We start from the raw sequence: 25,751 nt of genomic DNA on the forward strand, positions 1-25,751 counted from the left end.
TATGAACGAATATGAAAACCGTCCTGCGGGGCGGTTTTTCCATAGTTAGTAAATCCAATTCGGATGATGTCCGTGATGAAAGAGAGGATTCAAATGAGATTATTTGAAATACTTTTAGTTTTATCCTGTTTCGCTTTACTGGTAGATCTATTGTTTATTAAAAGAAGTGCCAAGAAAATAGGCTTGGGTTTGGGTATAGGAAGTAGCGTTATATTATTAGTTCAATTATTTGTTGAGGGATACAGATGGCAGTTGCTTTTGGTATATATCATGACGGCGCTATTCATACTCATCGTTTTATTCAGACATTCCGAAAAGATGGTGAATCTAAAAATAGGGAAGTTCTTGAAATATAGTTTATCTTCCCTAATCGTCATTCTGCTGGTTGTTTCTACTGCCTTGTCTGTATACCTACCTGTTTTTAATTTGCCGAAGCCGGATGGTCCAGAGAAAGTGGGTACTCAAACGTTTCATTTTACAGACCAGAATAGAGCTGAAGTCTTAACTGAAGATCAAAGCGACAAGAGGGAGTTAATGGTCCAATTCTGGTATCCTACTGAGAACATGAATAACAACAAGCGTGACACGCTGTTTCCAAATGATAAAGAAATGTTCAAAACGTATATTAAGAGCTTCTCTGCTTCTTTAAAACTGCCCGAATTTTTGCTCGACTACTTGAAGTATAGTCAAACCAACTCTTATGAAAATGTAGAAATATTACCTTCCACAAGTCCTTATCCCGTGGTACTGCTATCTCATGGTATGGGAACCAGTAGAGTTCTACAAGCATCACAGGCCGAGAATCTGGCCAGTCATGGTTTTATCGTGGTCACAATCGATCATACGTACAGCACCTTTGCTACCCTTTTTCCGGATGGCCGTGTAACGGGCTATACAACAAAAATGACAACCATAGATGACCGCAGTGAAGTTGGGGATATATGGACAAAAGACGTTGAGTTTGTTATCGATCAAATCGAAAAGCTAAATTCAGGTGTAATTGAAAGCCAATTTAAAGGGAAGATCGATTTAAATAACATAGGCGCGATGGGACATTCTTTTGGGGGTGCAACGGCGTTTAATGCAACGTATTTAGATCAACGAATCAAGGCCGGGGTTAATATGGATGGGTCACTGAATGAAGTAGAAGATAGAGATGATATAAACAAGCCGTTTATGTTTATCAGATCGGGAAATTTTGAAGACTGGTTAGCCAATTTTGAAAGTGATAGAAATTCGGATGACGAAGTAACTAAGTTTCTTTCAGATGAGCTGCACATTATGAAAACGGTTATCAATCAGGGGGGGAATGTGATTTATATAGAAGGAACCCAGCACTTCAATTTCACGGATCTTCAATTCTATTCGGAGCTGATTAAACTGTCCGGAATTACAGGAGACATCAATGGTAAAAGAGGGTCGAACATCGTAAATCAATATGTACTTGATTTCTTTAATAAGCAATTGAAAGGAACGGGCGGAACTCTAATTCAGGGGCCGAGCGACTTGTATCCAGAGGTGAAATTTGTAGATCCGAAAGAACTCTAATTTAAACTCAGGAGATGATGTGAATGGGACGACAAACGGGAAAACGAACTTCAATCACCGCCTTAACTCTGGTGTTAATGATGTTAGCTCCAATGTCAGTCATGGCCGCACCAGCTACGAGTAACAACAGCGATCTGACGTATGAACCAACCAGGAAAATAGTAGCGGAGAAAGCGAAGATCCTTACTGAGACGTACGGTACGACCAGTGTGCAATATGCATTAATCGATGCTGGAGAGATTGTGGTGTCCGGTCAAACGGGCAAGAACGATATCAATAACAAGGTGCCTCTTACTTCGAACACGATCTATGGCATTGGTTCAACCAGTAAAATGGTGCTTACAGCGGCTGTAATGAAGCTGGTTGACGAAGGCAAGATTGATTTGGATAAGCCTGTTGTGAACTATATCCCTGACTTTAAAATGAAAGATAATCGCTACAAACAAATCACACCACGCATGCTGTTAAATCATTCTTCCGGTCTGTTGGGCAGCTCCGGCAGCAATGCCACCTTGTACGGAGATAATGATACCTATTCACATGACACTTTTCTGGATCAATTGGCGACACAGACTCTAAAAGCCGATCCAGGAGAATACTCCGTATATTGTAACGATGGTTTTACATTAGCGGAGATTCTAGTCGAAAGAGTTAGTGGCATGGGCTTTACTGCTTTTATACACAAGTATATTACAGAGCCTCTGGACATGAATCATACCAAAACACCACAGGATGTGGTTGAGCCAGCAGAAATGGCGGGAATCTATTCTCCTTTATATGAAGGCCAGCTTCCACAAGAGAATTATAATATCATCGCTACTGGTGGCATTTACTCTACCGCTGAAGATCTTGTGAAATTTTCACAGATCTTCACGGGCGAGGTGGAAGGCATTCTTTCCAATAAGTCTGTAGAAGCTATGGCGCAAGAAGAATACAAAAGAGGCATGTGGCCGGAGGATAGCGATACGTCTATATCTTACGGGTTAGGATGGGATAGTGTGAATTTGTTCCCATTCAGTGAATACGGCATCAAAGCAGTAACGAAAGGTGGAGATACGATATCGTATCACTCATCATTAATCGTACTGCCGGAATACAATCTGGCTGCAGCCGTTACCTCTTCAGGTGGGACAAGTGCCAAAGATCAGTTCATTGCGAGTGAATTATTACTCAGTGCACTTGAGGAAAAGGGTATCATTACAGAACGGAAGCCAGAAAAGTCATTTGGGGTACCCGTGAAGGCAGATATACCTAAAGAGATATCCACGTATGCAGGTATGTATGGCGGCAATAATTCGGTTAAGAAGATCGAAATGAATCATGCTGGACAACTGACTGTATCCACACTCGCTGCTCCGAGTGATTCAGCTCAAAAGTATACTTATACATCAGATGGTACTTTTGTTAACGATGAAGGCACAGAAAAGTTGAAATTTGTTACGGAGAAGAACGGAAGTACGTATCTGTGGTCTCGATCATATATATCCTTACCGGGTCTTGGGCAGTTGGCTTTCTCAGAATATACAGCGGAGAAGCTAGAAGCCAATACATTACCCGAAGATGTAACAGCCGCTTGGCAGAAGCGTGAAGGTAAAAGATATTACGTGGTAAATCAGAAATATACATCAACGGTTTATCTCCATTCGTCACCAATTCTCCCGATTCATGCGGATAAAGAGACCCCAGGGTATATGTCTAATATTAAGATTATTGGAGCAAACGAAGCAGTCACTGCGCTGCAAATCCCTGGCATGGCTGGTCGTGATACAAAGGAAATCTATTTCTCTAAAAAGAACGGAGTGGAGTACATTACAGCCGTAGGTAGCGTATTCGCCAGTGAGGAAATTGTACAACCACTCTATTCGGGTAAACAATCCGCAACAACCATTCAAGCAGATGGATATGCCAAATGGTTTTCGGTACCAGCAACTGTGAAAGGAAAAGTTATGACGGTTAAGATGCCTGCAAATGGAGCCTTTGCAGTATATGACCAGACGGGTATTTGCATTAACCACACCGTGGTCAGCGGTAAGAATGAGGTTGTGTTACCAGAAAACGGCCGCATTGTATTTGCAGGCGACGTTGATTCCAAATTTGAAATTTCATTGAAATAGACGAAATCTTTATCCCCTTTAAGTAGACACTTAAAGGGGATATTTTTATGACGAAAAAAGGAAGGATCAGGGATCGTATATCATTATGTACTCAAATTTTTTTGCCTGTTCATACTCGGTTCATATAGATGTCACGAGCAGTACATTTATATTGGTTAAGCTTATTTTAGCACCAAAGCAAGATACTCTAATGAAGAGACTGACAGGAGAAGATGCGGATGATACAACAAGAGAAAATGAACGTGGTCAAGAGAACAGTCAAAAAACGAACCTCAATTGCAGCTTTAACTCTAGTGTTAACCATGTTAGCCCCACTATCAACAATGGCCGCACCGGCTACCACGAATAACAACAGCACCCTAAAGTATGAGACAACGAAGAAAACCGTGATTGAAAAAGCCAAATTGCTGACTGAGACTTACGGTACGACGAGTCTGCAATATGCGCTCATCGATGGTGGAGAGATTGTGGTGTCCGGTCAAACGGGCAAGAACGATATAAACGACAAGGTACGTCTTACTTCGAACACGATCTATGGTATTGGTTCAACCAGCAAAATGATGCTTGCAGCCGCTGTAATGAAGCTGGTTGACGAAGGCAAGATCGATTTGGATGTGCCGGTTGTGAACTATATCCCCGATTTTAAAATGAAAGATAACCGATACAAACAGATCACACCCCGTATGTTGCTGAATCATTCTTCCGGTCTACTGGGCAGCTCATTCAGCAATGCCACCTTGTACGGAGATAATGACACGTATTCACATGATACGTTTCTGGAGCAATTGGCAGGTCAAAACCTGAAAGCAGAACCCGGCGCATACTCAGTCTACAGCAACGATGGTTTTACGTTAGCCGAGATTCTGGTCGAAAGAGTTAGCGGCTTCGATTATACCGCATTCATACACAAGTTTTTCACGGAGCCTTTGGATATGAAACATACGAAAACACCACAGGATGTGGTTAACCCGGCAGAAATGGCGGCAATCTATTCCCCATTTTATGAGGGACAACTTCCAAAAGAGAATTATAATATCATTGCTACTGGAGGTCTGTATTCCACCGCTGAAGATCTAGTCAAATTTTCACAAATCTTCACGAGACAGGTCGAAGGCATTCTTTCCAGTAAGTCTGTAGAAGCTATGGCGCAAGAAGAGTATAAAAGAGGCATGTGGCCAGAGGATAGCGATACGCTTATGTCTTACGGGTTAGGTTGGGATAGTGTGAACTTGTTCCCATTCAACGAATACGGCATTAAGGCCGTTATGAAAGGTGGAGATACGTTATCTTATCAGTCCTCATTAGTGGTACTCCCGGAATACAACATGGCTGCAGCCGTTATCTCCTCAGGCGGGTCAAGCTTAACCAATCATTTCATTGCCAATGAATTATTACTCAGCGCACTTGAGGAAAAGGGCGTTATTAAAGAACGGAAGCCGGAAAAAACATTTGGCGTACCCGTGAAGGCCGATATGCCTAAGGAAATCTCCAAGTTTGCAGGTATGTATGGTGGCAATAATTCTGTTACGAAGATCAACATCAATACGGCTGGACAAATGACGGTATCTTCACTTACAGCTCCGAGTAATCCGGCTCAAGAATACACATATACAGCAGATGGTACTTTTGTTAACAACGAAGGTACAGATAAGTTGAAATTCGTTGTCGAGAAAAATGGGAATACCTACTTGTGGTCACGGTCTTATATAACCGTTCCAGGACTCGGACAGCTGGCTTTCTCAGAATATAATGCGGAGAAGCTGGAAGCCAATAAATTATCAAAGGAGATTAACGCCGCATGGGCAAAGCGCGATGGTAAAAAATATTATCTGGTGAATGAGAAATACACATCAATGGTCTATCTCAATGCTTCATCGATCCTGCCTATTCATATGAATAAAGAGAATCCAGGGTATATGTCCAATAATAAGATTATTGGAGCTAACGAAGCAGCCAATCCTTTGCAAATTCCGGGTACTGCCGGACGTGATACGATGGACATTCATTTCTCCCAAAAGAACGGAGGAGAGTATCTTACAGCTTCGGGTTATGTATACGCCAGTGAGGAACTTGTAAAACCCATCTATCCGGGTAAACAATCCGCAACAACCATTCAAGCAGATGGATATGCTAAATGGTTCTCTGTACCAGCGACTGCGAAAGGAAAAGTCATGACGGTGAAAATACCCGCAAATAGCGCCTTTGCCGTATACGACCAGACGGGAATTTGTATTAATTACACCGGGGTCAGCGGTAAGAATGAAGTTGTCTTACCAGAAAACGGTCGTATTGTATTTGCAGGTGAGGTTGGCTCCCGATTTGAAATTTCATTAAAGAAGTAAAATGAATGGAGTTTCAAATGGCTGTACAATAAACGAACTCAACAGGAGAGAACCATCATGATGAAAAAAATATTTATCATTTTGCTCAAAATATTCGGTGCCATAGTTATCGCTTTTGCATTATTTATTGCCACTGTTTTTATTGTAAATGTAATTAGCAACAAATCGGAGGAAGGGAAAATAAAAGCCTATGGTCAGTCCGTAGCGGTTGACGGGAAAAACATGAATGTGTTGATCAAAGGAAAAGGTGAAGAAACCGTGGTATTGCTTCCGGGGTACGGAACACCTGCCCCAGCTCTCGATTTTAAACCGCTCATCGATGAGTTATCCCCATTTTACAAAGTCGTTGTCATTGAGCCTTTCGGATATGGATTAAGTGACATAACTGAAAAAGAGCGTACCACGGAAAATATGGTTAGTGAAATTCATGAAGCGTTACAGCAGCTTAATATTCATCGTTACACGCTCATGGGTCACTCTATTTCAGGAATTTATGGACTGGACTATGTGAACAAATATGCAAACGAAGTAACTGCCTTCGTCGGGATTGAAAGCAGCGTTCCAACACAGGGAGGTAACGATGATCCATTTCCAACCGAAACGTACAAACTGCTTAAAAAATCAGGATTCTACCGATTGTTAATGAAACTGGCCCCTGATCAACTGATTGCACCCGATGTTGATGATGAAACCAGAGAACAGATTAGAATGCTCTCACTCAAAAATACGTTTAATCCGAATAATTTAAATGAAGGCGAAAATTTTGGTCCCAATTTCAAAGCTGCTGAAAACTTGAGCTTCCCTAGAGATCTGCCTGTCATTTTCTTTTTACAAGCGAATGATACCGAAACGGAAGGTTGGATACCTTTGCATGAAGAGCAAGTCAAAAATTCAGTACATGGTAAAGTGATGACATTCGAAGGTGGACATTATTTACACCATACCCGGTCCAAAGAAATAACCGAAAACTTCAGGAAGTTTATGAACGAAGTAAAATAAACTTAGAATAAACGTAGTACCTTTCAGAATTGATTTCAGAAAGAATGAAACGCCCGTTCCCCAGTAGAACACCGGGGAACGGGCGTATTTTCCATGCTCATTATTATTGATTTGTTAACGAAATTTCGAACCTTGAACCAGCTTCACCAGCAAATACAATCGTACCGTTTTCAGGTAAGGTAACTTCATTCTCGCCACTAACTACGGTATGATTCGTACTGATACCTGTCTGGTCATATACAGTGAAAGCGCCTTTCGAAGGCATCTTCACTGTCATCACTTTACCTGCGGCTGCTGCCGGTATCGAGTACCATGTCGCATAACCGTTTGTTTGAATCGTTGTCTTCGATTGTTTCCCTGAATAGAGTGGTCTCACAAGTTCTTGACTGACGTAGACCTTTCCTCCTGCTGAGACGTATTCCACGCCGTCTTTCTCAAAGAACTTATACTCCATCGTATCACGCCCAGCCAAGCCTGGAATTTGCAGTTGGTTCACAGCCGAATTTGCATCAATAATTTTATTGGTATACACATACCCTGGTGCTTCATCGAACATATGAATAGGGATAATCGGCGTTGCACTGTCATATACCGTTGAGGTGTATTTTTCATTCACCAGGTAATAAATGTTGCCTTCACGCTTCTGCCAAGCGGCTGTTACATCTTCGGGTAATGTATTGGTTTCGAGCTTTTCTGCCTTGTATTCCGAGGAGGCGATCTGTCCAAGCCCTGGCACAGACTGATACGAACGGGACCACAAGTATGTATTCCCGTTATCTCCTTGGGCGAATTTCAACTTTTCTGTACCTTGCTCGTTCACGAAAGAGCCATCTTCAGTATACGTATACTTTTGTTCGGTACTGTTCGGCGACAATAGCTGGGACATCGTCAGCTGTCCTTCATCATTCACTTCCAACTTCAATAACGAGCTGCCAACAGCCCCATAAATGCCAGCATACTGCGTTAGTTCCTTCGGCATGGTTGTTTTTACAGGGGCGCCAAATGATTTTTCCGGCTTCCGTCCTTCAATAATATCCTTTTCCTCAAGTGCGCTAAGCAACAGTTCGCTCGCAATCAATTGGTCGGTCGTGCTTGACCCACCTGAGGAAGTAACGGCTGCAGCCATATTGTATTCCGGAAGCACAATTAATGACGAATGATAGGCAATCGTATTCCCGCCTTTGGTAACTGCCTTGATGCCGTATTCGCTAAATGGGAACAAGTTCACACTATCCCAACCTAACCCGTACGAAATAGATGAATCGCTGTCCTCTGGCCACAGGCCACTTTTGTATTCTTCCTGCGTCATGGCTTCTGCTGACTCACTGGAAAGAATACCTGTGACCTCTCCCGTAAAGATTTGCGAAAATTTGACCAGGTCTTCTGCAGTAGAGTAAATGCCTCCAGAGCCAATCATATTCGTGTTCTCTAGTGGAAGTTGTTCCTTATTCAGCTGCGAATAAGTTACCGCCATTTGGTCAGGATCAACCAGATCCTGCGGTGTTTTGGTATGGCTCATACCCAAGGGTTCGGTGAAATTCTGTTGGATGAAATGGCTAAAGCTCATGCCACTAACCTTTTCGACCAGAATTTCAGCTAACGTAAAGCTATCGTTACTATACACCGAGTAGGCTCCCGGATCTGCCTTCAAATTTTGCTCGGCCAATTGATCCAAAAATGTATCATGTGCATAGGTATCATTGTCCCCATACAGTATGGCACTACCGCTTGAGGTTCCAAGAATCCCGGATGAATGATTCAGCAACATACGAGGTGTGATCTGTTTGTAACGGTTATCTTTCATATTAAAGTCAGGGATATAGTTCACAACCGGCACATCCAGATCGATCTTGTCTTCGTCAACCAGCTTCATCACAGCGCCTGTGAGCACCATTTTACTGGTTGAACCGATGCCGTACATTGTATTAGAAGAAAGGGGGATACGGCCCTCTGGGTCGTTTTTGCCTACCTGTCCGGAGATCACGATCTCTCCCTCATCCATGAGTGCGTACTGCACACTTGTTGTACCATATGTTTCGGTAAGGAGCTTGGCCTTCTCCATCACCGCTTTTTGGGTCATATCATACGTAAGGTTACTACTGTTACTGGTTGCCGGTGTGGCGAGAGCAGTCATTGGGGCTAACATGGTTAACACCAGGGTTACGGCGGCGAATGAAGTTCGTTTTTTCAGTGTCAATCTCATCTTCTCCTGTCTTATCTGTGGATTGGGGATCTCTGTGGTGGTACGTAAGCTAGTGTACTCTAGGACGGTGAACTGAATATGAATTGGCCCAGAATAAAATGGAAAAATACGGGTTGACAGAAAAATCCCTTGCGTATACAATCGTATACATAAACAATTCGTATACAAATGTATACGAAAATGGAGGTGCTTCACAAATGAGAGAAAGACATATAAATGTGAACGAACAACCTGATCGCCATGGAGAGCGGTCCAGACGCGGTCGTGGGGAAGATGAGCAACAAGGTGAACGTTCAAGACGTGGGAGAGGGCATGGAGAACATCACGGAAAACGGGGTAATGGGGCACAAACGTTTCGTCGTGGAAGAATTCTAGTCTTTTTGGAACAAATGCAGAATCGAAGAGCTACGTTGGCTAGACAGCTTGGTCAGGAGGAGTTCCGTAATATACATCAGATGATCAGTGGTGAGTTGAAAGCGATTGATCAGGTCATTGATGAATACATCCAACTTTTTGAATTACAAAATGAAGAAGAAAGCCCTAATCAGGATCTGGAGAGTGAATAAGAATGGTTCGTCGTTTTTTCTCGTATTATCGTCCTTACAAAAAACTGTTTTTAATTGATTTTGGTTGTGCCGTAATAGCTGGTTTACTAGAGCTGGCATTTCCACTTGCTGTAAGCAAGTTCATTAATGAGTTGCTGCCTGGTCAAGATTGGCCACTCATTATCCTCGCATGTATTGTATTGCTGTCGATCTATGCGCTGAATACCGTCTTGAATTATGTCGTGACCTACTGGGGACATATGCTTGGCATTAACATTGAGACCAACATGCGTTCGAAGATGTTTGCTCATTTGCAAAAGTTATCCTTCCGGTTTTTCGATAATCGTAAAACGGGTCATCTGATCGGTCATCTTACGAATGACCTTAACGATATTGGCGAGGTGGCTCACCATGGACCAGAGGATGTTTTCATCGCAGTGATGACATTAATCGGATCTTTCTGGCTCATGGCGAACATTAATTTAGAGCTTGCACTGATCACCTTTGTCATTATTCCTATCATGGCCTGGGTCATTATCGTGTTCGGTGGGCGTATGACGAAGACCTATCGGCGCCTCTTCGGCGATGTGGGGAATTTCAATTCCCGTATTGAAGACAACGTAGGCGGAATTCGTGTCGTTCAATCATTCGCTAACGAAGAGCATGAGAAAAAACTATTTTCCGTAGACAACGAGAACTTCCGTAAAACAAAGCTGCTTGCTTACAAAACGATGGCGAAGAGTATATCGGTCAGCTACATGATGATGCGTCTGGTTACTGTGTTCGTTATGATTAGCGGTGCCTGGTTCTTTATCGATGGCAGAATTGATATGGGTGATTTCATGGCATTCCTGTTGTTATCCAACATCTTCTTCCGTCCGATTGAGAAAATTAACGCCGTAATCGAAAGTTATCCTAAGGGCATTGCAGGATTCAAGCGTTATCTGGAAATCATTGATACTGAGCCGGAAATCGCCGATGCGAAAAATGCCGTTGAGCTAAAAAGCGTCCGTGGAGATATTCGCTTCGAAAATGTCTCATTCGGTTATGAGGAAAATCGACGTATTCTGAATAATATCAGTTTGTCCATCAATCCAGGGGAAACCGTTGCATTTGTGGGTCCTTCGGGTGCAGGTAAAACGACCATTTGCAGTCTGCTTCCACGATTCTATGAAGTAGAGGAAGGTCGGATCACCGTTGATGGAGTTGATATTCGTGAGGTTCAGCTGGAATCATTGCGCAGACATATCGGTATTGTTCAACAGGATGTATTTCTTTTCTCAGGCACAATTAAGGAAAATATCGCTTATGGCGATTTAACGGCTACAGACGAACAAATCTGGGATGCAGCCCGTCGTGCCTCTTTGGAAGAGTTGCTTCTTACTTTGCCAGAAGGGATTGATACGATCATTGGTGAACGTGGTGTCAAACTTTCCGGAGGTCAAAAACAGCGTTTGTCCATTGCTCGTATGTTCCTGAAAAATCCACCGATTCTCATCCTGGACGAAGCAACGTCCGCTCTGGATACCGAAACTGAAGCATTAATCCAGAAGTCCTTGGCGGAACTGTCAGTGGGTAGAACAACACTTGTTATTGCACACCGACTGACAACCATCAAGAATGCAGATCGCATCCTTGTAGTCAACGCGGATGGCATCGCTGAGCAGGGGAACCATGAGGAACTGGTCGCTGCCGGAGGCATATACAGCAGACTTCATCAGGTGCAATACAGCCATTCCTAATAGCCAAAAAACAAACCGTGCATTTGCTCGGTTTGTTTTTTTGTTTTTCAATAAAGTGGCATTCATTTGAACTATAAAGCTCATCGATATTATATTGTTGACAACGTCCACTAAACTGATTAATATAATGTTGACAATGTCCACTAAAAGGGAGGGTTTCACATCGACTCTCAGCAAATAAATGCAGATATGTTGACTGAAATGCGGCGTTTTAACCGTTTTTATACCAATATACTCGGTGTACTCGATAAGCATATCCTGGGAACGGGATACTCCTTCGCTGAAGCAAGGGTCATTATTGAAATTGGCATTCAAGGGGAGAGCATTGCGAACAATCTGGTGGATACACTGACCATTGATCGCAGCTACATGAGCCGAATTGTAAGTAAACTGACCAGAGAAGGGCTGCTGATGAAAGTGGATTCAGCTGCTGACAGCCGGGTTAGTTTGATTCGCCTGACTGAAAAAGGGCAGGAGCTTTACGGTGAGTTGAATGAACGTTCAGATCAGCAGATTGTGAAGTTAATGCAAGGTTTGGATGAGGAAGAGATCAGAGAAGTTTACGCTTCAATGATGAATATTCAGGATAAGTTGAACAAAAGAGCAGGAGAGACAAGACGATGATACGATTCGAATGTGATTACAACGAAGGCGCGCATGAGCGCATTTTGCAAAGACTGATTTCAACGAACATGGAACAAACGAGCGGTTACGGTAAAGATGCCCATTGTGATCGGGCGAGAAGCCTTATTCGACAAGCTTGTGAAAATGAAAAGGCAGATGTGCATTTTTTGGTTGGGGGTACACAGACCAATACAACGGTTATCGCCTCCATTTTGCGTCCGTACCAAGGCGTGATTGCAGCGACTTCGGGCCACATCGCGGTCCATGAGACGGGAGCGATTGAAGCCACAGGTCACAAAGTGATCACGGTACCGAGCGAAGATGGGAAGATCACGTCAGATCAGGTCAAAGCCGTCTATGATGCCCATTGGAATGATGCAGCACCTGAACATTGTGTCCAGCCCGGAATGGTTTACATATCCCAGCCTACTGAGAACGGTACAATGTACAGCAAGGCAGAGCTGCAAGCATTGTTTGATGTGAGCCGGCAGTGTGGTCTCCCGTTCTTTATTGATGGGGCACGTCTTGGGTATGCTCTTGCTTCCCGAAATTGTGATATGACTCTCGCTGATCTCGCCCGCCTATGTGATGTATTCTATATTGGCGGAACCAAGATCGGAGCATTGATGGGAGAAGCGGTAGTCATCCTGAATGACAAGCTTAAGCCAGATTTTCGTTATATGATCAAACAAAAAGGCGGCCTGCTTGCCAAAGGAAGATTGCTGGGCATTCAGTTTGAAACGCTGTTTGAAGATGGTCTGTATCTTGAAATTTCCCAGCATGCGGTGGACATGGCCATGTTGATTCATGATTCGCTTGTGGAGCAAGGTATTACTTTCCTATATGATTCACCAACCAATCAGCAATTTCCGATTCTGCCAGATGATCTGCTTCAGGATTTACGCAGCCGTTACTCGTTCACATTCTGGGAAAAGGTGTCCGATACACACAGCGTCGTTCGTTTTTGTACCAGTTGGGCAACCCAGCGGGAAAATGTGGACTCACTGATTCGTGATATTTCCCATGCTCTGAACAAATTGAAAGCTTGTGTGTAATCACTAATCCCTAAAGATAGTACATCGGCGGAGTAAAACGCCAAAGAAGAAGTCGCCATGTTAATGGCGACTTCTTTTTTTGTTTACTGCTAAATGTTCCATGAATGTACTTCTAAAATTGAATCACGACCATTTGATGACAGGACCACTCCGGTATCGTGTAGGTCACAAGGCCATTCACCTGACTGAATGAGAGACTAAGGTTCTGTGGCGCCAGATACACATCTTGTACTTGTTCGGCAGCCGCAACCGTCACCTCTGTATTGATAAGTGGAGGGATATCCTCGATAACTTCCACACCTTGTCCTCTACGTACTGGAGAGGCATACAGTAGATGATTCACCCAACGGTTCGAGTTCTTCTGAATCTGCAGCGTGGTAACCCCTTGGGCAGGTAGGTTGGTTATCAGCGACTTGTTGTTACTCAGTAAACGGTCCAACGCGTAACAGATGATTTCCTTGACAGCCAAACTCCCCTTCGTCGCATAATCTTCAAAAACATTCCACGCGATATAGATTCCATCCTGACCTTCAGCCATGCCAGTTCCCGATTCCTGCAGATCAGAAGGGGTATGCTGGTGAGAGCAGAACGTGAACAAGTCACGGTTAAAATATGAATTTTCCTTACTGCCAAGTACGATGCCGTCTGTCGTGGGCACTGTGTTCTGTCCTTCGGTGTACATGACGAAAGAGGCTGTACGCAGCGAAGGAAGCTCGAAATTCGGACGGAAATAGGAGGGACGGAATGGGGAAACATCCTGATATTCTACACCCAAATCGAATTCAAAGCCCGTACCATCCGGTGAGAGTCCGGAACGGCCAGTGGCGAGAATTTTGCCGCCCCCGGCAAGAAATGCTGTCAGTTTGGTTTTGATTGACTCTGTAATGCTAATGGCATCCGGCAAAATAACAACTTTATATTTGGATAGATCAGCCTGCAGATCTACTACATCGAAGAGATAGTGGCCTTCCAGCAAAACTCTTACAGCGCCGGTATCGTGGTGGTGCATGTGCTGGTTATGAGGATCGACTCCGGTTTCCCATAAGGCTGCCTCCACTGACAGCAATGCGATATCAGCCATAGCGGTAGTATCTCGACACCATTCTTCCTTCGCTTCTACCTCACGGTAAGCTTCCCCGATCAACGAATACGTGGCATGATCCATCTGACCGCCCGGATGCAGCTGATCTCCAATGGAGCAGCGTGCCCCGTTCGCAATGCTCAGTGCAGTTTCATAGCGCAGCGCGTTGGGGTGCTTGTATCCGCCGAATTCGCCCCAGGAGGTATGGAATTTTCCGGTCATGCCGAGGAAATCCATGCCCAATGTCTGCGCATAACGTGCAGAGAGCGGGAAGTGGTCGTACCCCCAGCCACCCGTTGGTAGCGATTCCAATTCCAAATGGGTATTCACATGAGCGAGATCCCGCCGCCCACGGTCGACGTGACTGCTGTTGTGGAACACTGGTAGTCCGGGTTTCACTGCATGCACAGTCTCATTCATTCGATTAGCATAACGAGCATACGTCTGTTCCCACAGTTTTTTCATATCTTGAATGTTTCGTGGATCGGAGCCCTGTGAGCGAATCTCGGCAACACAATATTGACAATAACATTCCCGAACACCAACGATATCGAGGAAGATGCCGTCCACATCATATTTCTTTACGACTTCCTCTACCTGTAGGGTGAGAACGTCAAGATAAGGGGTGTTCATGCAAAATTGATGATAGCCTGGCGTCATGAAGTCGGCTGTCCAACTGATCTGCTCCTGCTGATTGCGGATGAGCCATTGTGGATGTTTGCGGGCGAGTCGCTCATCCAGGCCAGCGGAGAGATAGACCGGAGTCTTCACACCTATCTCATGAGCAGCCTCAATCTGGGCACCCAGAAGATCGAAATTCAGATGTGGATGCATTTGATTGGCGGTAGTCGGATGATAGGCCCAGCCATGATGGCACTTGGAGAATATGGTGATGGAATCGACATGCCCGGTTTTGAGCATCCCCTGAAATTGCTGCTTCGAAAAATCACGGCCAATGCCTTCAATGGCTTCTGACGTATGAAAATCGAGATGAACCTGACGAAATTTCATGCTTGCTTCCCCCTAGTCATTAAATGATAAAATCATATTATATCTACCACTCTAATCGATCATCAGCTTCGATACAGCTGACAATCACGACTATATATAGCACATTATCTACATTTTGAACAAAGGAGGGATCTTATGTTTGTACTTGAACTTCAAGTTCCGCCGTTTCCGCTATTAGCAGCCATTGGGCACACCGAATGGCAGCCGGGGATGCAGCATGCCCAGCGTAGCTTTGATGTGTTCGATCTTATTATTTGCGCCAAAGGAGCGCTGTACATGGAGGAAGATGGCCTCCGTTACGAGATTGCGGAAGGTATGATGCTGGTTCTTGAACCTGGCAAAGACCACCGTGGCTATAGACCAACGGATGTGCAGACGGAAGTATACTGGATTCATTTCCAGCTTCCCTCTGTGCAAAAGATGATTTTGAAAGAAAAGACGACTTGGGAGCAGCCTTTGCTTCAACAAACAGACCAGGATATTGAGGCTCCCCCAGGAGTCATTGAAATTCCCAAATTCGCCGCGGTGGATCTACGTAACTTGGAGCCGATACTTAAAGAAATGCTTGAGCTGCACCATGTACTCACCCGTCAGCGTTCCTTCGAGCTTCATGTTCTGTTGGGCCAATTCCTGCTGCAATTACAGAAGGGAATGAGACAGAACAGCCCGCAGGCACGCTCCTATTTTCTAAGCGAGAAGGTGGCAACTTATCTTGGTCAACACCTTGAGCAGCCGTTTGATTCCGGACAGATGGAGCGTGATCTGCTTTATCATTTTGATTACCTGGCTCGCTGCCTGAAGCAGTATACGGGGATGAGCCCGCTGCAATACAGGCATCACCTGCAAATGGAGAAGGCCAAGCGGTTATTGGCACATTCGGAGCTTCCGCTGAAGCGTATCGGCGAGTTGTGTGGACTGCAGGACCATAACTATTTTACACGGTTATTCAAGCGTCAAACTTCCCTCACGCCTGGAGAGTACCGCAAGAAGCATCAGTTGTATTTCATGGAATAGACATGATCAAACAAAAAAACCGCCCGAAAGGGCGGTGGATGATGACGTATTCAATGTCCCAGAATTTCAAATGCTTAAGCTTTAAAGTCCTCGCTTCGTACAGGACTAGCATTCGATAAGGCCTGCCGAAGACTATCCGCTCCATGCTCCTGGTAACTGGGAGTCCCCGGCTGTTGGCGCCAGGATTCGTCCAATCCGCCGGCGTCTATGGCGTCAAATCCCAGCTCCTCGACAAGTTGAAGTACAATTTTCTTTGTATCAGGATCATCACCAGCTACAGGGAGAGCAAGTCGATCGGGTGAACCGGCAGGCAGTCCACGTTCAAGCAGATTTATAGCGGAAATCCCATTAAAGGCTTTGTTAACAGGATGTTTCAAGTATTGCTCAACCCATCGGCTTTCAGGTAAGCCACCTTCGATCTCGGCAATCAAGCCGTCACGCTGACGGGGGTAATAGTTCCCGGTGTCAATAATGGCAGCACCAGGTGCAATGTGGTCTAAGATACCATCAGGGAGATCCGGAATATTCTTTTGTGGAATCGTTACAATGACCAGCTCGGCTCCATGGGCGACTTCCGTTACTTCAAGTGGTTTTGCGCCTGTCTCTTCAGCCAGTTCCGTCAAGGTATGAGGACCACGTGAGTTAGCAATCGAGACATCATGACCAAGTTTGGTGAGACGACGGGTGAGATTACCACCGATATTTCCGGTTCCAATAATTGCGATTTTCATTTATTCCGACTTCCTTTCCCGATTTAATATGGTATGACATTTTTACTGTAACAGAGAACAATGAAGCTGTAAACAACTTCTTGACTGAACGTTACAAATTACCTATACTAAGATTTATTATTTCGTTGAGAAGGGAGGGAATGCAGTGACCAAAGGTGGAAGACCACGAGAATTTAAGGATACGGCTGTGATTGACGCAGCCATGGATGCCTTTTGGTTGAACGGATACGAAGGATGCTCTACTGAGGATCTATGTAAACAGACCGGTCTCGGGAAGGGCAGTTTATATAATGCGTTTGGCAGCAAACATGATTTATACGAAAAGGTACTCCAGCGTTATCATGAGGAAGGGATACGGGAGCAAAGCGAGATTTTACAGAGCTCCTTACCGTTGAAAGAAAGATTACGCGGCCTGCTGGAGTGGGGTATACAGGAGGATTTTTCGGAATCGGGGCGAAGAGGCTGTCTCCTAATTAATGCAGCAATGGAACGGGCACGGGTTGATCCTATGGTTGAGAAAGTGGTAACACGTCATATCGGATTTTTGGAGGATGCACTTTGTGATCTGATGGAGCAGGGTGCACAGACAGGAGAGATTACTTCAGGGAGACCAGCCAAAGAACTGGCAAGCCTGTTTCTAAGCAGCTATTACGGACTCCGCGTGCTTAACAGCTCTTCACAGAACCGTGATCTGGCAAAAAGTATTGTAGAAGGTACATTGGCAGCTATTTACTAGCCGGGTAATCCGGCACTTTTTTTTGCATTAGTTTTGTACCGATCATTACAATAGTGTGATTTTATAACTCATATGAAAAGGGGAATTGAAGATGCCATTGGCAATCTATGTGCTTAGCTTGGCTATTTTTTGCATGACTACCTCAGAATTTATGGTAGCTGGAATGATGAATACACTTGCGGGAGAGTTTGGAGTATCTGTCTCGCAAGTAGGATATTTGATTACAGCCTTTTCAGCGGGGATGGTCGTAGGAGGTCCCTTACTAACCGCTGCTCTGCTGAATATGCCTAGGAAAAAAGCGTTCATTATGCTAACCGGACTGTTTCTCGCTGGACAGTTGCTTGGCGCGATCGCAGGTAGCTATGAGGTTATGATGGCCTCACGCATCATAGCAGGTGTTGCTTCCTCAGCTGCTTTTGGCGTATCAATCTCGATCTCTGCTTCGCTCGTGGAGGAAAACCAGCGGGGACGGGCGGTGTCGATAATCTTCGGGGGTCTTATGATTGCTACGGTTCTGGGTACACCTGCTGCAACGTGGGTGGCCGATGCTTATGGCTGGCGTTTCAGTTTTTGGGCGGTCGCTATTCTTGTTCTACTGTCAGGAGTAACTGCATTGCGGTTGATCCCCGTATTATCCAGACCGGAGCCCACAAGTTTGCGTCATGAAATGAAATCTTTTCGCAATCGCAAGCTCTGGGCGGCTTACCTGACAAGTTTTCTTATTATAGGAGCCACATTTGCAGCATTCAGCTACTTTGCTCCAATTTTTACAGAGCTGACGGGCTTTTCAACGTCCGCGGTGCCACTATTGTTTGTTGTGTATGGAGCTGCTACGGTTGCTGGTAATCTCATTACTGGTCGACTGGCGGACCGATACACTATGCTGATTCTAACGATAGGGCTTGTTCTCTTGACGTTTGGTCTTCTGACATTCGCCATTGGCGTACATACAGCTGCCGTGGTTATTCCTGCCGTAATCATCATCGGGTTGGCCGGGGTTCCAATGAACCCGCCTATGGTCGCGCGAGTGATACGTACGGGAGGAAGTGGTCTGATGGTGAACACCGTTCACACCGCAATCGTCACCTTTGGTGTAGTGGTAGGGTCTTCTGTTGGAGGCTTGGCTATTAGTGCCGGTTATGGTCTGGTTGCACCGATCTGGGTCGGGGTTGTGTTGGCTTTGGTGGGTGTAATTTCACTGCTTCCGTATATGCGAGGAATCTTCAAAGTTAAGGTTGTAGATATGGATATAAAACATTAAAAAGTGTTTGATTGTGGGTAGTCTTTCAAAACATCGTGTTCAACAATACGAATAAAAGCAGCCCAGATACGATAAAGTACTGGACTGCTTCTATTTTTTTGAAATGTGCCCCGTGACATTTCTTCGTATTATTTATGATCCTAATGAATTATCCTAATAGATTATTCTTCTGAGATAAATCTTTTGCCAAGCAACCACATTACGCCGCTAATGATTAGAAAATATAAAGGCATCATCAGCAATGAGCCGTTATGCAGAGCACCCATTCCCCATGTCGTAAGACTTACCAGTAAGTAGTAGCCTAAGCTGAATATAGCACCTGCTGTGCCAATTACATCTTGAAAATGAACAAGCGCAAGACTTAGACAATTGGGCAGAGCAATACCTGCGCCAATCAACAGAACAAACATGGCAGTTAACATGCAGATGATCTGCAAAAGATTGGGCAGCATAGACAAGCTGCTTCCAAGGGTCAGGAGCAGAGCACCGCTGGTCATGACCAGACAACCCAGACGAATGATCTTTTCCGGTGTGTAAACGGTCAATAATCGTTTTGAGATCATTGCTCCGACCACTGAGGCCAAGGCCACAATAATGCCCAGAAAACCATAAACGCCAGGCGACAGATCAAAGTGTTCTATGAAGATGAAGGGAGCTTCGGCATAATAACTAAATAAAACTCCGTTAATACCTCCGATCAATACGCCAAACACCATTACGCGCGGCATAGCGAGCATCTTTTTAACAACCGGAAGTATAGTGACTTTGGATCGTAAAAGAACGTTCGTTGTCTCCGGCAGTTTAAGAAAAGCATATATGAACAACAAAACGCTCATTAGTACTAACGCCAAGAATACCCATCTGAAGCCAAGGGCCTGATCAATCCAACCACCAATAAGTGGCCCAACTGCCGGCGTAAATGCAATGACAGCAGAGATTTGGGCAAACATCGCATGTCTTCGATCTCCCGATACACTTTCTCGAAGCATGGTTTGGGTGATAATCGAGCCAGTTGCGGCACCGAAAGCCTGTACGAAACGGCCAATGAGAAGCAATTGAATCGATTCCGAATAAAAGCACATCAAGCTTCCGATCCCATATACGATGAGACCGCCCAGCATTGCAGGTCTACGACCAATCAAGTCGGACAGCCAGCCCCAGCAGAAGACGCCCAAGGCAAATCCTATAAAATAGATGCTTAATGTGAATTGTACGGAACTATTAGATACACCAAGTGCTGCTGCGATATCTGGCAGCGATGGAGTGTAGATGGTCTCACTGATTTGTGGAAAAGCGATAAGAACAATCATTAACAGCAAAGATGGTACTGCATATTTCTTCATTATATATTAGCCCTCCTACAAGCTTATACTCTGTTATGACAACAAGAATATGAGCCTAGCTAGGGAAAGGGGGGCATCATGATGGCGAGACGACTATAAATCATCATTTGTTGAATTACCTTTCATCATTATAAGAGTAGGAGGGTTTGACAATCATTGCTAATACTCGGCCTAGGTTAACATGCTTGATATGGCAAGTCAACCAGCTCTGGCTAATCGTACGATTAAGCGGTTTTGTCCCAAGCTCTGAACGTACTTGATTTGGAATTATGAAATTTAATGAAGCTAGCTATTCGCCAAATGGCGATATAGGATAAGGCGACTACATTATTCAGGAATCCAAGAGTTTTGGGATCAATCCCTGAGATGAACAAGAAGTCAAAAAATCGCATCGAGAAGATAACAATAATTAAAACATAAAGAGATACGTTTCTTTTATAATACATATTGCCATCCGATTTTCGCTCGAATTGCGTCACCAGAATTAATGGGATTGAAAGAATTGCACCTATAACAATTGAACTGATCATTCTGCCAGATGTAAGCACCAACGTAGGGTCGAACAATTCAAACAAAGAAGTAGAGATATAAAGGATCGGAATTAATAATTTCCGCCCAGATTCGTGCAATGGTTTCTTGCTGCCCTGGATAACGCCCCTCAAAATAAGTACGACAATTAATAATGAGATTGTTAAAGATATTGGATTCATGGTAAGCACCTCGTCTGTTTTTTGTGTAACCTAAGTATCGAGGATATTTAAAATTTATATCAGTGTACAAAGTAATTCGTTTAAGGTGACTTTTGTCATCTTCCCAAAACAAATAGGGCGACCTCTCCCCAATTGAATTCCGGGAAAAAGTCGCCGCTTCAAAAATCTTTTTTTATTGTCTATGTGACATGGCTATGACCTCGGAAGGCATCTGTCTGCTATTGAATGATCTGCTCATATCTCTCCTGAATCATCTATACGCTGTAAAATTACTAGACCAGCTCTTGCGATGGGCAGCTCGTGCAAACCGTCCTGAAGCTCAATTTGACGAAGTAGAACAACTTGACCGCAGCAATTTTTTACAGTTAGATCGTAACGACCCTGATGGTGGCAACGCACAACTACTTGTTCGTTATAAGTGCCGTTGGCTACAATGAATCGGTCATAGGTAGCGTCCATTGGGACAACAATATTAGCGTAAACAGCGACAATTTTCGTACCTGCTCTTTGAGCACTGACAAGTGGGTAAAGTAGCTCGGGTTGTTCCGGAACTAACTTACCTTTCAGCAGAATGTCACTGTTCTCCTTACAGAAGGAGAGCCAAAAGCGGATCATTCCAGTGTACGTTTCTCCAATCTCATCGAGACGAACAGAGATTTGAGGCACGGAGAAGAGAACGTTGATCAGCTGCATGGCTGCGCTTTCGACCGATTCTTTAGGGTTAAACATAATCATGTCGGAATGGACGGCTGTATTCCCCGACAATAGTCGCAGGTCGAGCGTACGGATGCGATTTTGGATAGAGTCGTTCGGGCAATCGTTGGCCCGGAACATGTTGCCGTATTTTCGCATTAACGGGCCGATGTACGTTTGGCGGAATTCGATGAGAATATCCGGCTTAATGGCTCTCAGTCGCTCCATAACATCGGAGAGCAGTCGGTCCACCGCTTCAGGCACTGATTCATGATCCCGTCCTTTCGCTGTTCCCTCCTTCTGATCTGGGCTCAGCCTGAAGCTATCCACGAAATCCAGCTTCAGACCGTCGATATCCCATCCGAATACGGCCTGTTCATAGGTATTGATCAGGTATTCCCGTACATCCGGATACCGGGGGTCCAGCACTCCCGCATTCAGCTTCTCATCTACCCGCAATAGTTTATTCTCGAACTTGCTCCATACCTTGCTGCGCTTCCCTACAAATGGCACGGAGTACCATAACATATATTTCATACCTAGCCGATGTACGGTATCCACATGAGCTTTCATGTCCGGAATCTTGCCCGCATAGACTTCCCAGTCTCCGGTATACGCATAACCCCGGTTGTTGTCGTCCGTCTGCCAGCCATCATCAACGATAATGGTGTCACAGCCAAGCTCCTTAGCAAGTCTGCATTGTTCCTCCAATTCGGCAGCGGTTAGTTTCTGATGATAGGAATACCACGTGGAGTACATGGGTCGGAGGGCCACATCAGGAACTGCGGCGGGTTCATAGCCTGGAAGGCCTTCCCACCACGTGGTTACATCTTCAAGCGCCTTATAGAAGGGGATATCCCTACGATCGATTCGAAGCGTTGCTTCGTAATGATCGAGTTTTGGCATCGCTTCTTCAAACAGGGTAACAGAGCACAGGAAGGTGGAATCCTCTTCATGAATACCGGCTTTTATCGACACGTTGTTCAATGCATCAGTAAAAGCGAAGGTCATTCGATTTCGCCCCTCTAGATTATATAGAGAGGCCACAGGCGCGAGAGAAGTGCTTTTGGACTGAAAACCATCACCCCAATCCACTTGAAGGGCTTTATTGCGGTCTGTTCCCGGATGCCATAAAGAGTGGATGTCTATGGCGGGAGTAGACCACTCGATGCGGCAAACTGGCGGCTGTTCTTTTTTCGCAGCAGTTAGCCGGATATGGACCAGAAAAAGGTTCTCCGTAATGGTTTCGACGTGGGTAAAGCTTTCAAACAAGGTGTTGTTGCCGTTAATAATTACAGTGGGACAATCGTAGTTGATTAAAGTTTTCATAATACCTCCTGCTTGTATAAATAGATATTGGACTAACGATACCTTGTTTAGAGTATAATGTTTACAAAAAGTTTAGTAAACAAATAAAATAAATATACGTAATGAGGGATGTGATTGGCGTTTTACACTAATAAAAATAGATGTAAGCGATGACAATAAGGTATTGTCAAACAAATTGATCTCTGATATATTGAAAACACGCATTAGTTCGCTAATGTTTAGTAAACAAAACACAATGTGATTGGCAAGTGGTTAGCAAAACTATAAAATGATCGTGAGGGGTGTTTCCCAAATATGAAGTGAAAAGGTGATCAGTAGTGCCAACAATTCGTGATATTGCAAGTCTGGCCGGTGTTTCTCCATCTACAGTTTCCCGTGTACTGAACGGGGATCCTTCTTTATCGGTATTGGAGGAAACAAGAAGAAAAATTCTTTCTGCTGCAGAACAGCTGCAATATAAAGTAACCCAGCGTCGTCATACCAATCAAGCGGCGCAGTTGAAAGATTATAAAATTGGGTTGGTGACCTTCTGTTCGGAGCAATTTGAGTCGGAGGACCCGTACTACCTGACTATAAGGTTGCAAATCGAAAAGGAATTCAATCAGCTGGGCCTTCACATTACTCGGACGATTCGCTGGGTGAACCATGATTCGTATGAAAGCCTGTCAGGGCTTGATGGCCTGATCGTGATTGGCAAGTTCGAATTTGATCCATACAATTTGTACTTCAGCCGAATACATAACATTGTTTTTGTCGACTATTCGCCGGATGAGGACCGCTTTGATTCCGTCGTTGTCGATTTTGACAAGGTAACTCGGATGGCTTTGGATCATCTTACCGGACTTGGCTATACAAAAATTGGCCTGATCAGCTCGCGTGATTTCATCAATCGTTTTGGTTCCAACTCTGGTATTGATTCAGTGGATCAACGGCAAAGCAGTTTTGAATCTTATATGAAGCAGAAAAATCTGTACCTGCCTGAGCATGTCCATATCGGTAATAATTTCTCCATGTCTACCGGGTATCAGCTCATGAAGGAAGTGATTGATAAGCAGGATTTACCGGAAGCTTTCCTGATTGGTTCCGACCCCATGGCGATAGCTGCTGGTAGGGCCTTAAAAGAAGCCGGGTTAAAGGTACCGAAAGATATCGCAATAGTCGGCATCGATGATATTGAAATGGCTTCTTACGCTAATCCACCGTTAACCACGGTGAAAATCTACACTGAACAAATGGGCCAGAGCGCGGTGAAAATGCTGCTAGAACGGATCGGTGGCAGAGAAGTACCGTTAAAGATCGTGATTCCGTCGAAGCTGGTTATTAGAAGCAGCTGTGGTGCGGAAATCAGATCCGTAGGGGACGTGGAAGATTGACCTTTATTTAAATATTCAATTCAATAGGGGGAAAAATGATGAAAAAATGGTCTTTGATTATTTTATCTCTGCTTGTTGTAATTGCATTGTCGGCGTGTTCCGGAAATGGAGGGAACTCGTCGAAAAGTCAGGGCGGGACGAAGGACAAGGGTAAAATAACATTTGCCTTCTGGGGAGCTCAGTCAGAAGCTGATGCGATCAAGCAAGCCATTGATAACTTCGAGTCAAATTACCCCGACATTCAGGTTGAGAGCCAGTGGATTCAGAAGGATTACCTCACCAAACTACAGACGATGATTGCTGGAGGTACGACTCCTGATGTCATGCTGATCTCAGGAGGGGATTTGCCTGGTTTTGCAAACGCTTTCCAAGAATTGAAATTGGATGAATCGCTTTTCAGTTCACCTTCCCTCGTCGATTCCATGAGTGTGGATGGCAAAACCTATGCAGCACCATTTATTATCAAGCCTAAAGTTATGGCGATTAACGTCGATCTTTTTGAGAAAAATAACATTCCGCTTCCAAGCAAGACTGAACCGATGACGGTTGAACAATTCAATGACATCGCAAAGAAACTCACATCTGGAGAAGGGGCAACAAAGATTTTTGGTTCAGAACCGCTGTGGCTCGGTAACTGGATTTATGCGTTCGGTGGTCAATTTTACAGCGATGATCTGAGTAAGTCGGCACTAGATTCACCAGAAGTCATAGCTGCTGCTGAGTATATTGTCTCTAGCAAACAAGCTGGCATCGTGCCGAACGATAGTGAGAAGCAGGGACAAAGCATGATGAACTGGTACCTGGGTGGAAGAATCGGCATGTTCACCGACTTTGGTCCTTGGTATTTGCCGCAAATGGCTGATGTGCAGAAATTCAAATGGGATATTGTTCCTTTCCCAGGGAACGGCGGTTCCAAAGAAGTTAATGGACTGGCTCTAAGCAAGGACAGCAAGAATGCTGAAGCTGCCGAAACGTTCATTAATCACCTTACACAAAACGAAGAGGTGCAAAAGATCATCGGAGGAAACAAGAATGCCTATGGGGTTCCAGTTATTTCCAGTGCAACAAGCGCGTTTGAAACGGTTTCCCCCGACAAGAACCTAAAAGCCTTTGTACTTGCCGCCGAGAAGCAGCATACACAAGAAGCCCAGAAGGGTACGAATGAAATCAACAACGAGATGAAGGCTATCGATGATACAACACCAATCGGAATTGGAAACAAGGATGTTAAGGAAGTATTCCCGCAGGTGGCAGAGAAGATAAACAAGATTTTACAACAAAACTAACGGGAGCAAAC

The 25,751-nt window shown here is 44.5% G+C and carries 19 protein-coding genes; 13 read left to right on the forward strand and 6 right to left on the reverse strand.

Features of this window, described 5'->3' with window-relative positions:
• Positions 1–93: 93 nt before the first annotated feature.
• From HP548_RS21010 to HP548_RS21025, 4 genes are all read left to right on the forward strand, one after another.
• Positions 94–1,548 carry an alpha/beta hydrolase family protein gene (locus tag HP548_RS21010; protein ID WP_175382722.1) on the forward strand — a complete coding sequence of 485 codons (1,455 nt, stop codon included), beginning with the start codon at positions 94–96 and terminating at the stop codon, positions 1,546–1,548.
• A gap of 23 nt (positions 1,549–1,571) precedes the next feature.
• Positions 1,572–3,662, forward strand: coding sequence for a serine hydrolase domain-containing protein (locus tag HP548_RS21015; protein ID WP_175382723.1), 2,091 nt, complete (start codon positions 1,572–1,574; stop codon positions 3,660–3,662).
• A gap of 218 nt (positions 3,663–3,880) precedes the next feature.
• On the forward strand, positions 3,881–6,004 hold the full coding sequence (locus tag HP548_RS21020) for a serine hydrolase domain-containing protein (RefSeq protein ID WP_175382724.1): 2,124 nt from the start codon (positions 3,881–3,883) through the stop codon (positions 6,002–6,004).
• 57 nt (positions 6,005–6,061) lie between these two features.
• Positions 6,062–7,003, forward strand: a complete 942-nt coding sequence (locus HP548_RS21025; RefSeq protein WP_175382725.1) for an alpha/beta hydrolase — start codon at positions 6,062–6,064, stop codon at positions 7,001–7,003.
• 103 nt (positions 7,004–7,106) lie between these two features.
• On the opposite strand, the gene HP548_RS21030 is transcribed toward HP548_RS21025, so the two are convergent.
• The gene (locus HP548_RS21030) at positions 7,107–9,206 is read right to left on the reverse strand and encodes a serine hydrolase domain-containing protein (protein ID WP_175382726.1); all 2,100 of its coding nucleotides are present in this window, start codon (positions 9,204–9,206) and stop codon (positions 7,107–7,109) included.
• 197 nt (positions 9,207–9,403) lie between these two features.
• On the opposite strand from HP548_RS21030, the gene HP548_RS21035 reads away from it, so the two are divergent.
• The 4 genes from HP548_RS21035 to HP548_RS21050 all read left to right on the forward strand — a co-directional run bounded on the left by HP548_RS21035 (position 9,404) and on the right by HP548_RS21050 (position 13,172).
• A complete protein-coding gene (locus HP548_RS21035; protein ID WP_099854339.1) occupies positions 9,404–9,772 on the forward strand; it encodes a hypothetical protein in 369 nt (122 codons plus the stop codon).
• A gap of 2 nt (positions 9,773–9,774) precedes the next feature.
• On the forward strand, positions 9,775–11,493 hold the full coding sequence (locus HP548_RS21040) for an ABC transporter ATP-binding protein (RefSeq protein ID WP_076288403.1): 1,719 nt from the start codon (positions 9,775–9,777) through the stop codon (positions 11,491–11,493).
• A gap of 189 nt (positions 11,494–11,682) precedes the next feature.
• Positions 11,683–12,117 carry a MarR family winged helix-turn-helix transcriptional regulator gene (locus tag HP548_RS21045; RefSeq protein WP_231952523.1) on the forward strand — a complete coding sequence of 145 codons (435 nt, stop codon included), beginning with the start codon at positions 11,683–11,685 and terminating at the stop codon, positions 12,115–12,117.
• A complete protein-coding gene (locus HP548_RS21050; protein ID WP_175382727.1) occupies positions 12,114–13,172 on the forward strand; it encodes a threonine aldolase family protein in 1,059 nt (352 codons plus the stop codon). Before HP548_RS21045 ends, HP548_RS21050 begins: the two co-directional genes overlap by 4 nt.
• A gap of 112 nt (positions 13,173–13,284) precedes the next feature.
• Here the strand turns inward: HP548_RS21050 and HP548_RS21055 are convergent, their stop codons facing one another.
• Positions 13,285–15,264 carry an alpha-amylase family protein gene (locus tag HP548_RS21055; RefSeq protein ID WP_175382728.1) on the reverse strand — a complete coding sequence of 660 codons (1,980 nt, stop codon included), beginning with the start codon at positions 15,262–15,264 and terminating at the stop codon, positions 13,285–13,287.
• Between the two features lie 135 nt (positions 15,265–15,399).
• Between HP548_RS21055 and HP548_RS21060 the strand changes: the two genes are divergently transcribed.
• Entirely contained in the window at positions 15,400–16,278 is an 879-nt protein-coding gene (locus HP548_RS21060) for a helix-turn-helix domain-containing protein (protein WP_175382729.1), read from the forward strand.
• A gap of 74 nt (positions 16,279–16,352) precedes the next feature.
• Here the strand turns inward: HP548_RS21060 and HP548_RS21065 are convergent, their stop codons facing one another.
• Positions 16,353–17,009 (reverse strand): NADPH-dependent F420 reductase, encoded by a 657-nt coding sequence (locus HP548_RS21065; RefSeq protein WP_099854330.1) that lies wholly within the window; start codon positions 17,007–17,009, stop codon positions 16,353–16,355.
• Between the two features lie 145 nt (positions 17,010–17,154).
• Between HP548_RS21065 and HP548_RS21070 the strand changes: the two genes are divergently transcribed.
• Together HP548_RS21070 and HP548_RS21075 are read left to right on the forward strand one after the other, a co-directional pair.
• Positions 17,155–17,745, forward strand: coding sequence for a TetR family transcriptional regulator (locus tag HP548_RS21070; RefSeq protein WP_175382730.1), 591 nt, complete (start codon positions 17,155–17,157; stop codon positions 17,743–17,745).
• 91 nt (positions 17,746–17,836) lie between these two features.
• Positions 17,837–19,006 carry an MFS transporter gene (locus HP548_RS21075; RefSeq protein WP_076288409.1) on the forward strand — a complete coding sequence of 390 codons (1,170 nt, stop codon included), beginning with the start codon at positions 17,837–17,839 and terminating at the stop codon, positions 19,004–19,006.
• Between the two features lie 161 nt (positions 19,007–19,167).
• Here the strand turns inward: HP548_RS21075 and HP548_RS21080 are convergent, their stop codons facing one another.
• From HP548_RS21080 to HP548_RS21090, 3 genes are all read right to left on the reverse strand, one after another.
• Entirely contained in the window at positions 19,168–20,349 is a 1,182-nt protein-coding gene (locus HP548_RS21080; protein WP_175382731.1) for a multidrug effflux MFS transporter, read from the reverse strand.
• 224 nt (positions 20,350–20,573) lie between these two features.
• Positions 20,574–21,059, reverse strand: a complete 486-nt coding sequence (locus HP548_RS34140; protein WP_175382732.1) for a CcdC protein domain-containing protein — start codon at positions 21,057–21,059, stop codon at positions 20,574–20,576.
• A gap of 234 nt (positions 21,060–21,293) precedes the next feature.
• Positions 21,294–23,081, reverse strand: a complete 1,788-nt coding sequence (locus HP548_RS21090; RefSeq protein ID WP_175382733.1) for a glycoside hydrolase family 36 protein — start codon at positions 23,079–23,081, stop codon at positions 21,294–21,296.
• Positions 23,082–23,398: 317 nt separating this feature from the next.
• On the opposite strand from HP548_RS21090, the gene HP548_RS21095 reads away from it, so the two are divergent.
• On the forward strand, positions 23,399–24,454 hold the full coding sequence (locus HP548_RS21095; protein WP_175382734.1) for a LacI family DNA-binding transcriptional regulator: 1,056 nt from the start codon (positions 23,399–23,401) through the stop codon (positions 24,452–24,454).
• A gap of 38 nt (positions 24,455–24,492) precedes the next feature.
• Positions 24,493–25,740, forward strand: coding sequence for a sugar ABC transporter substrate-binding protein (locus HP548_RS21100; protein WP_175382735.1), 1,248 nt, complete (start codon positions 24,493–24,495; stop codon positions 25,738–25,740).
• The last annotated feature ends 11 nt before the right edge of the window (positions 25,741–25,751 follow it).

The sequence above is a fragment of the Paenibacillus taichungensis genome (assembly GCF_013359905.1).
Lineage (GTDB): Bacteria > Bacillota > Bacilli > Paenibacillales > Paenibacillaceae > Paenibacillus > Paenibacillus taichungensis.

What these genes read in the sequence shown, in the direction of transcription:
- HP548_RS21010 (WP_175382722.1), top strand. Translation starts at nt 94, where the DNA reads ATGAGATTATTTGAAATACTTTTAGTTTTATCCTGTTTCGCTTTACTG.
- HP548_RS21015 (WP_175382723.1), top strand. Translation starts at nt 1,572, where the DNA reads ATGGGACGACAAACGGGAAAACGAACTTCAATCACCGCCTTAACTCTG.
- HP548_RS21020 (WP_175382724.1), top strand. Translation starts at nt 3,881, where the DNA reads ATGATACAACAAGAGAAAATGAACGTGGTCAAGAGAACAGTCAAAAAA.
- HP548_RS21025 (WP_175382725.1), top strand. Translation starts at nt 6,062, where the DNA reads ATGATGAAAAAAATATTTATCATTTTGCTCAAAATATTCGGTGCCATA.
- HP548_RS21030 (WP_175382726.1), bottom strand. Translation starts at nt 9,206, where the DNA reads ATGAGATTGACACTGAAAAAACGAACTTCATTCGCCGCCGTAACCCTG.
- HP548_RS21035 (WP_099854339.1), top strand. Translation starts at nt 9,404, where the DNA reads ATGAGAGAAAGACATATAAATGTGAACGAACAACCTGATCGCCATGGA.
- HP548_RS21040 (WP_076288403.1), top strand. Translation starts at nt 9,775, where the DNA reads ATGGTTCGTCGTTTTTTCTCGTATTATCGTCCTTACAAAAAACTGTTT.
- HP548_RS21045 (WP_231952523.1), top strand. Translation starts at nt 11,683, where the DNA reads ATGTTGACTGAAATGCGGCGTTTTAACCGTTTTTATACCAATATACTC.
- HP548_RS21050 (WP_175382727.1), top strand. Translation starts at nt 12,114, where the DNA reads ATGATACGATTCGAATGTGATTACAACGAAGGCGCGCATGAGCGCATT.
- HP548_RS21055 (WP_175382728.1), bottom strand. Translation starts at nt 15,264, where the DNA reads ATGAAATTTCGTCAGGTTCATCTCGATTTTCATACGTCAGAAGCCATT.
- HP548_RS21060 (WP_175382729.1), top strand. Translation starts at nt 15,400, where the DNA reads ATGTTTGTACTTGAACTTCAAGTTCCGCCGTTTCCGCTATTAGCAGCC.
- HP548_RS21065 (WP_099854330.1), bottom strand. Translation starts at nt 17,009, where the DNA reads ATGAAAATCGCAATTATTGGAACCGGAAATATCGGTGGTAATCTCACC.
- HP548_RS21075 (WP_076288409.1), top strand. Translation starts at nt 17,837, where the DNA reads ATGCCATTGGCAATCTATGTGCTTAGCTTGGCTATTTTTTGCATGACT.
- HP548_RS21080 (WP_175382731.1), bottom strand. Translation starts at nt 20,349, where the DNA reads ATGAAGAAATATGCAGTACCATCTTTGCTGTTAATGATTGTTCTTATC.
- HP548_RS34140 (WP_175382732.1), bottom strand. Translation starts at nt 21,059, where the DNA reads ATGAATCCAATATCTTTAACAATCTCATTATTAATTGTCGTACTTATT.
- HP548_RS21090 (WP_175382733.1), bottom strand. Translation starts at nt 23,081, where the DNA reads ATGAAAACTTTAATCAACTACGATTGTCCCACTGTAATTATTAACGGC.
- HP548_RS21100 (WP_175382735.1), top strand. Translation starts at nt 24,493, where the DNA reads ATGAAAAAATGGTCTTTGATTATTTTATCTCTGCTTGTTGTAATTGCA.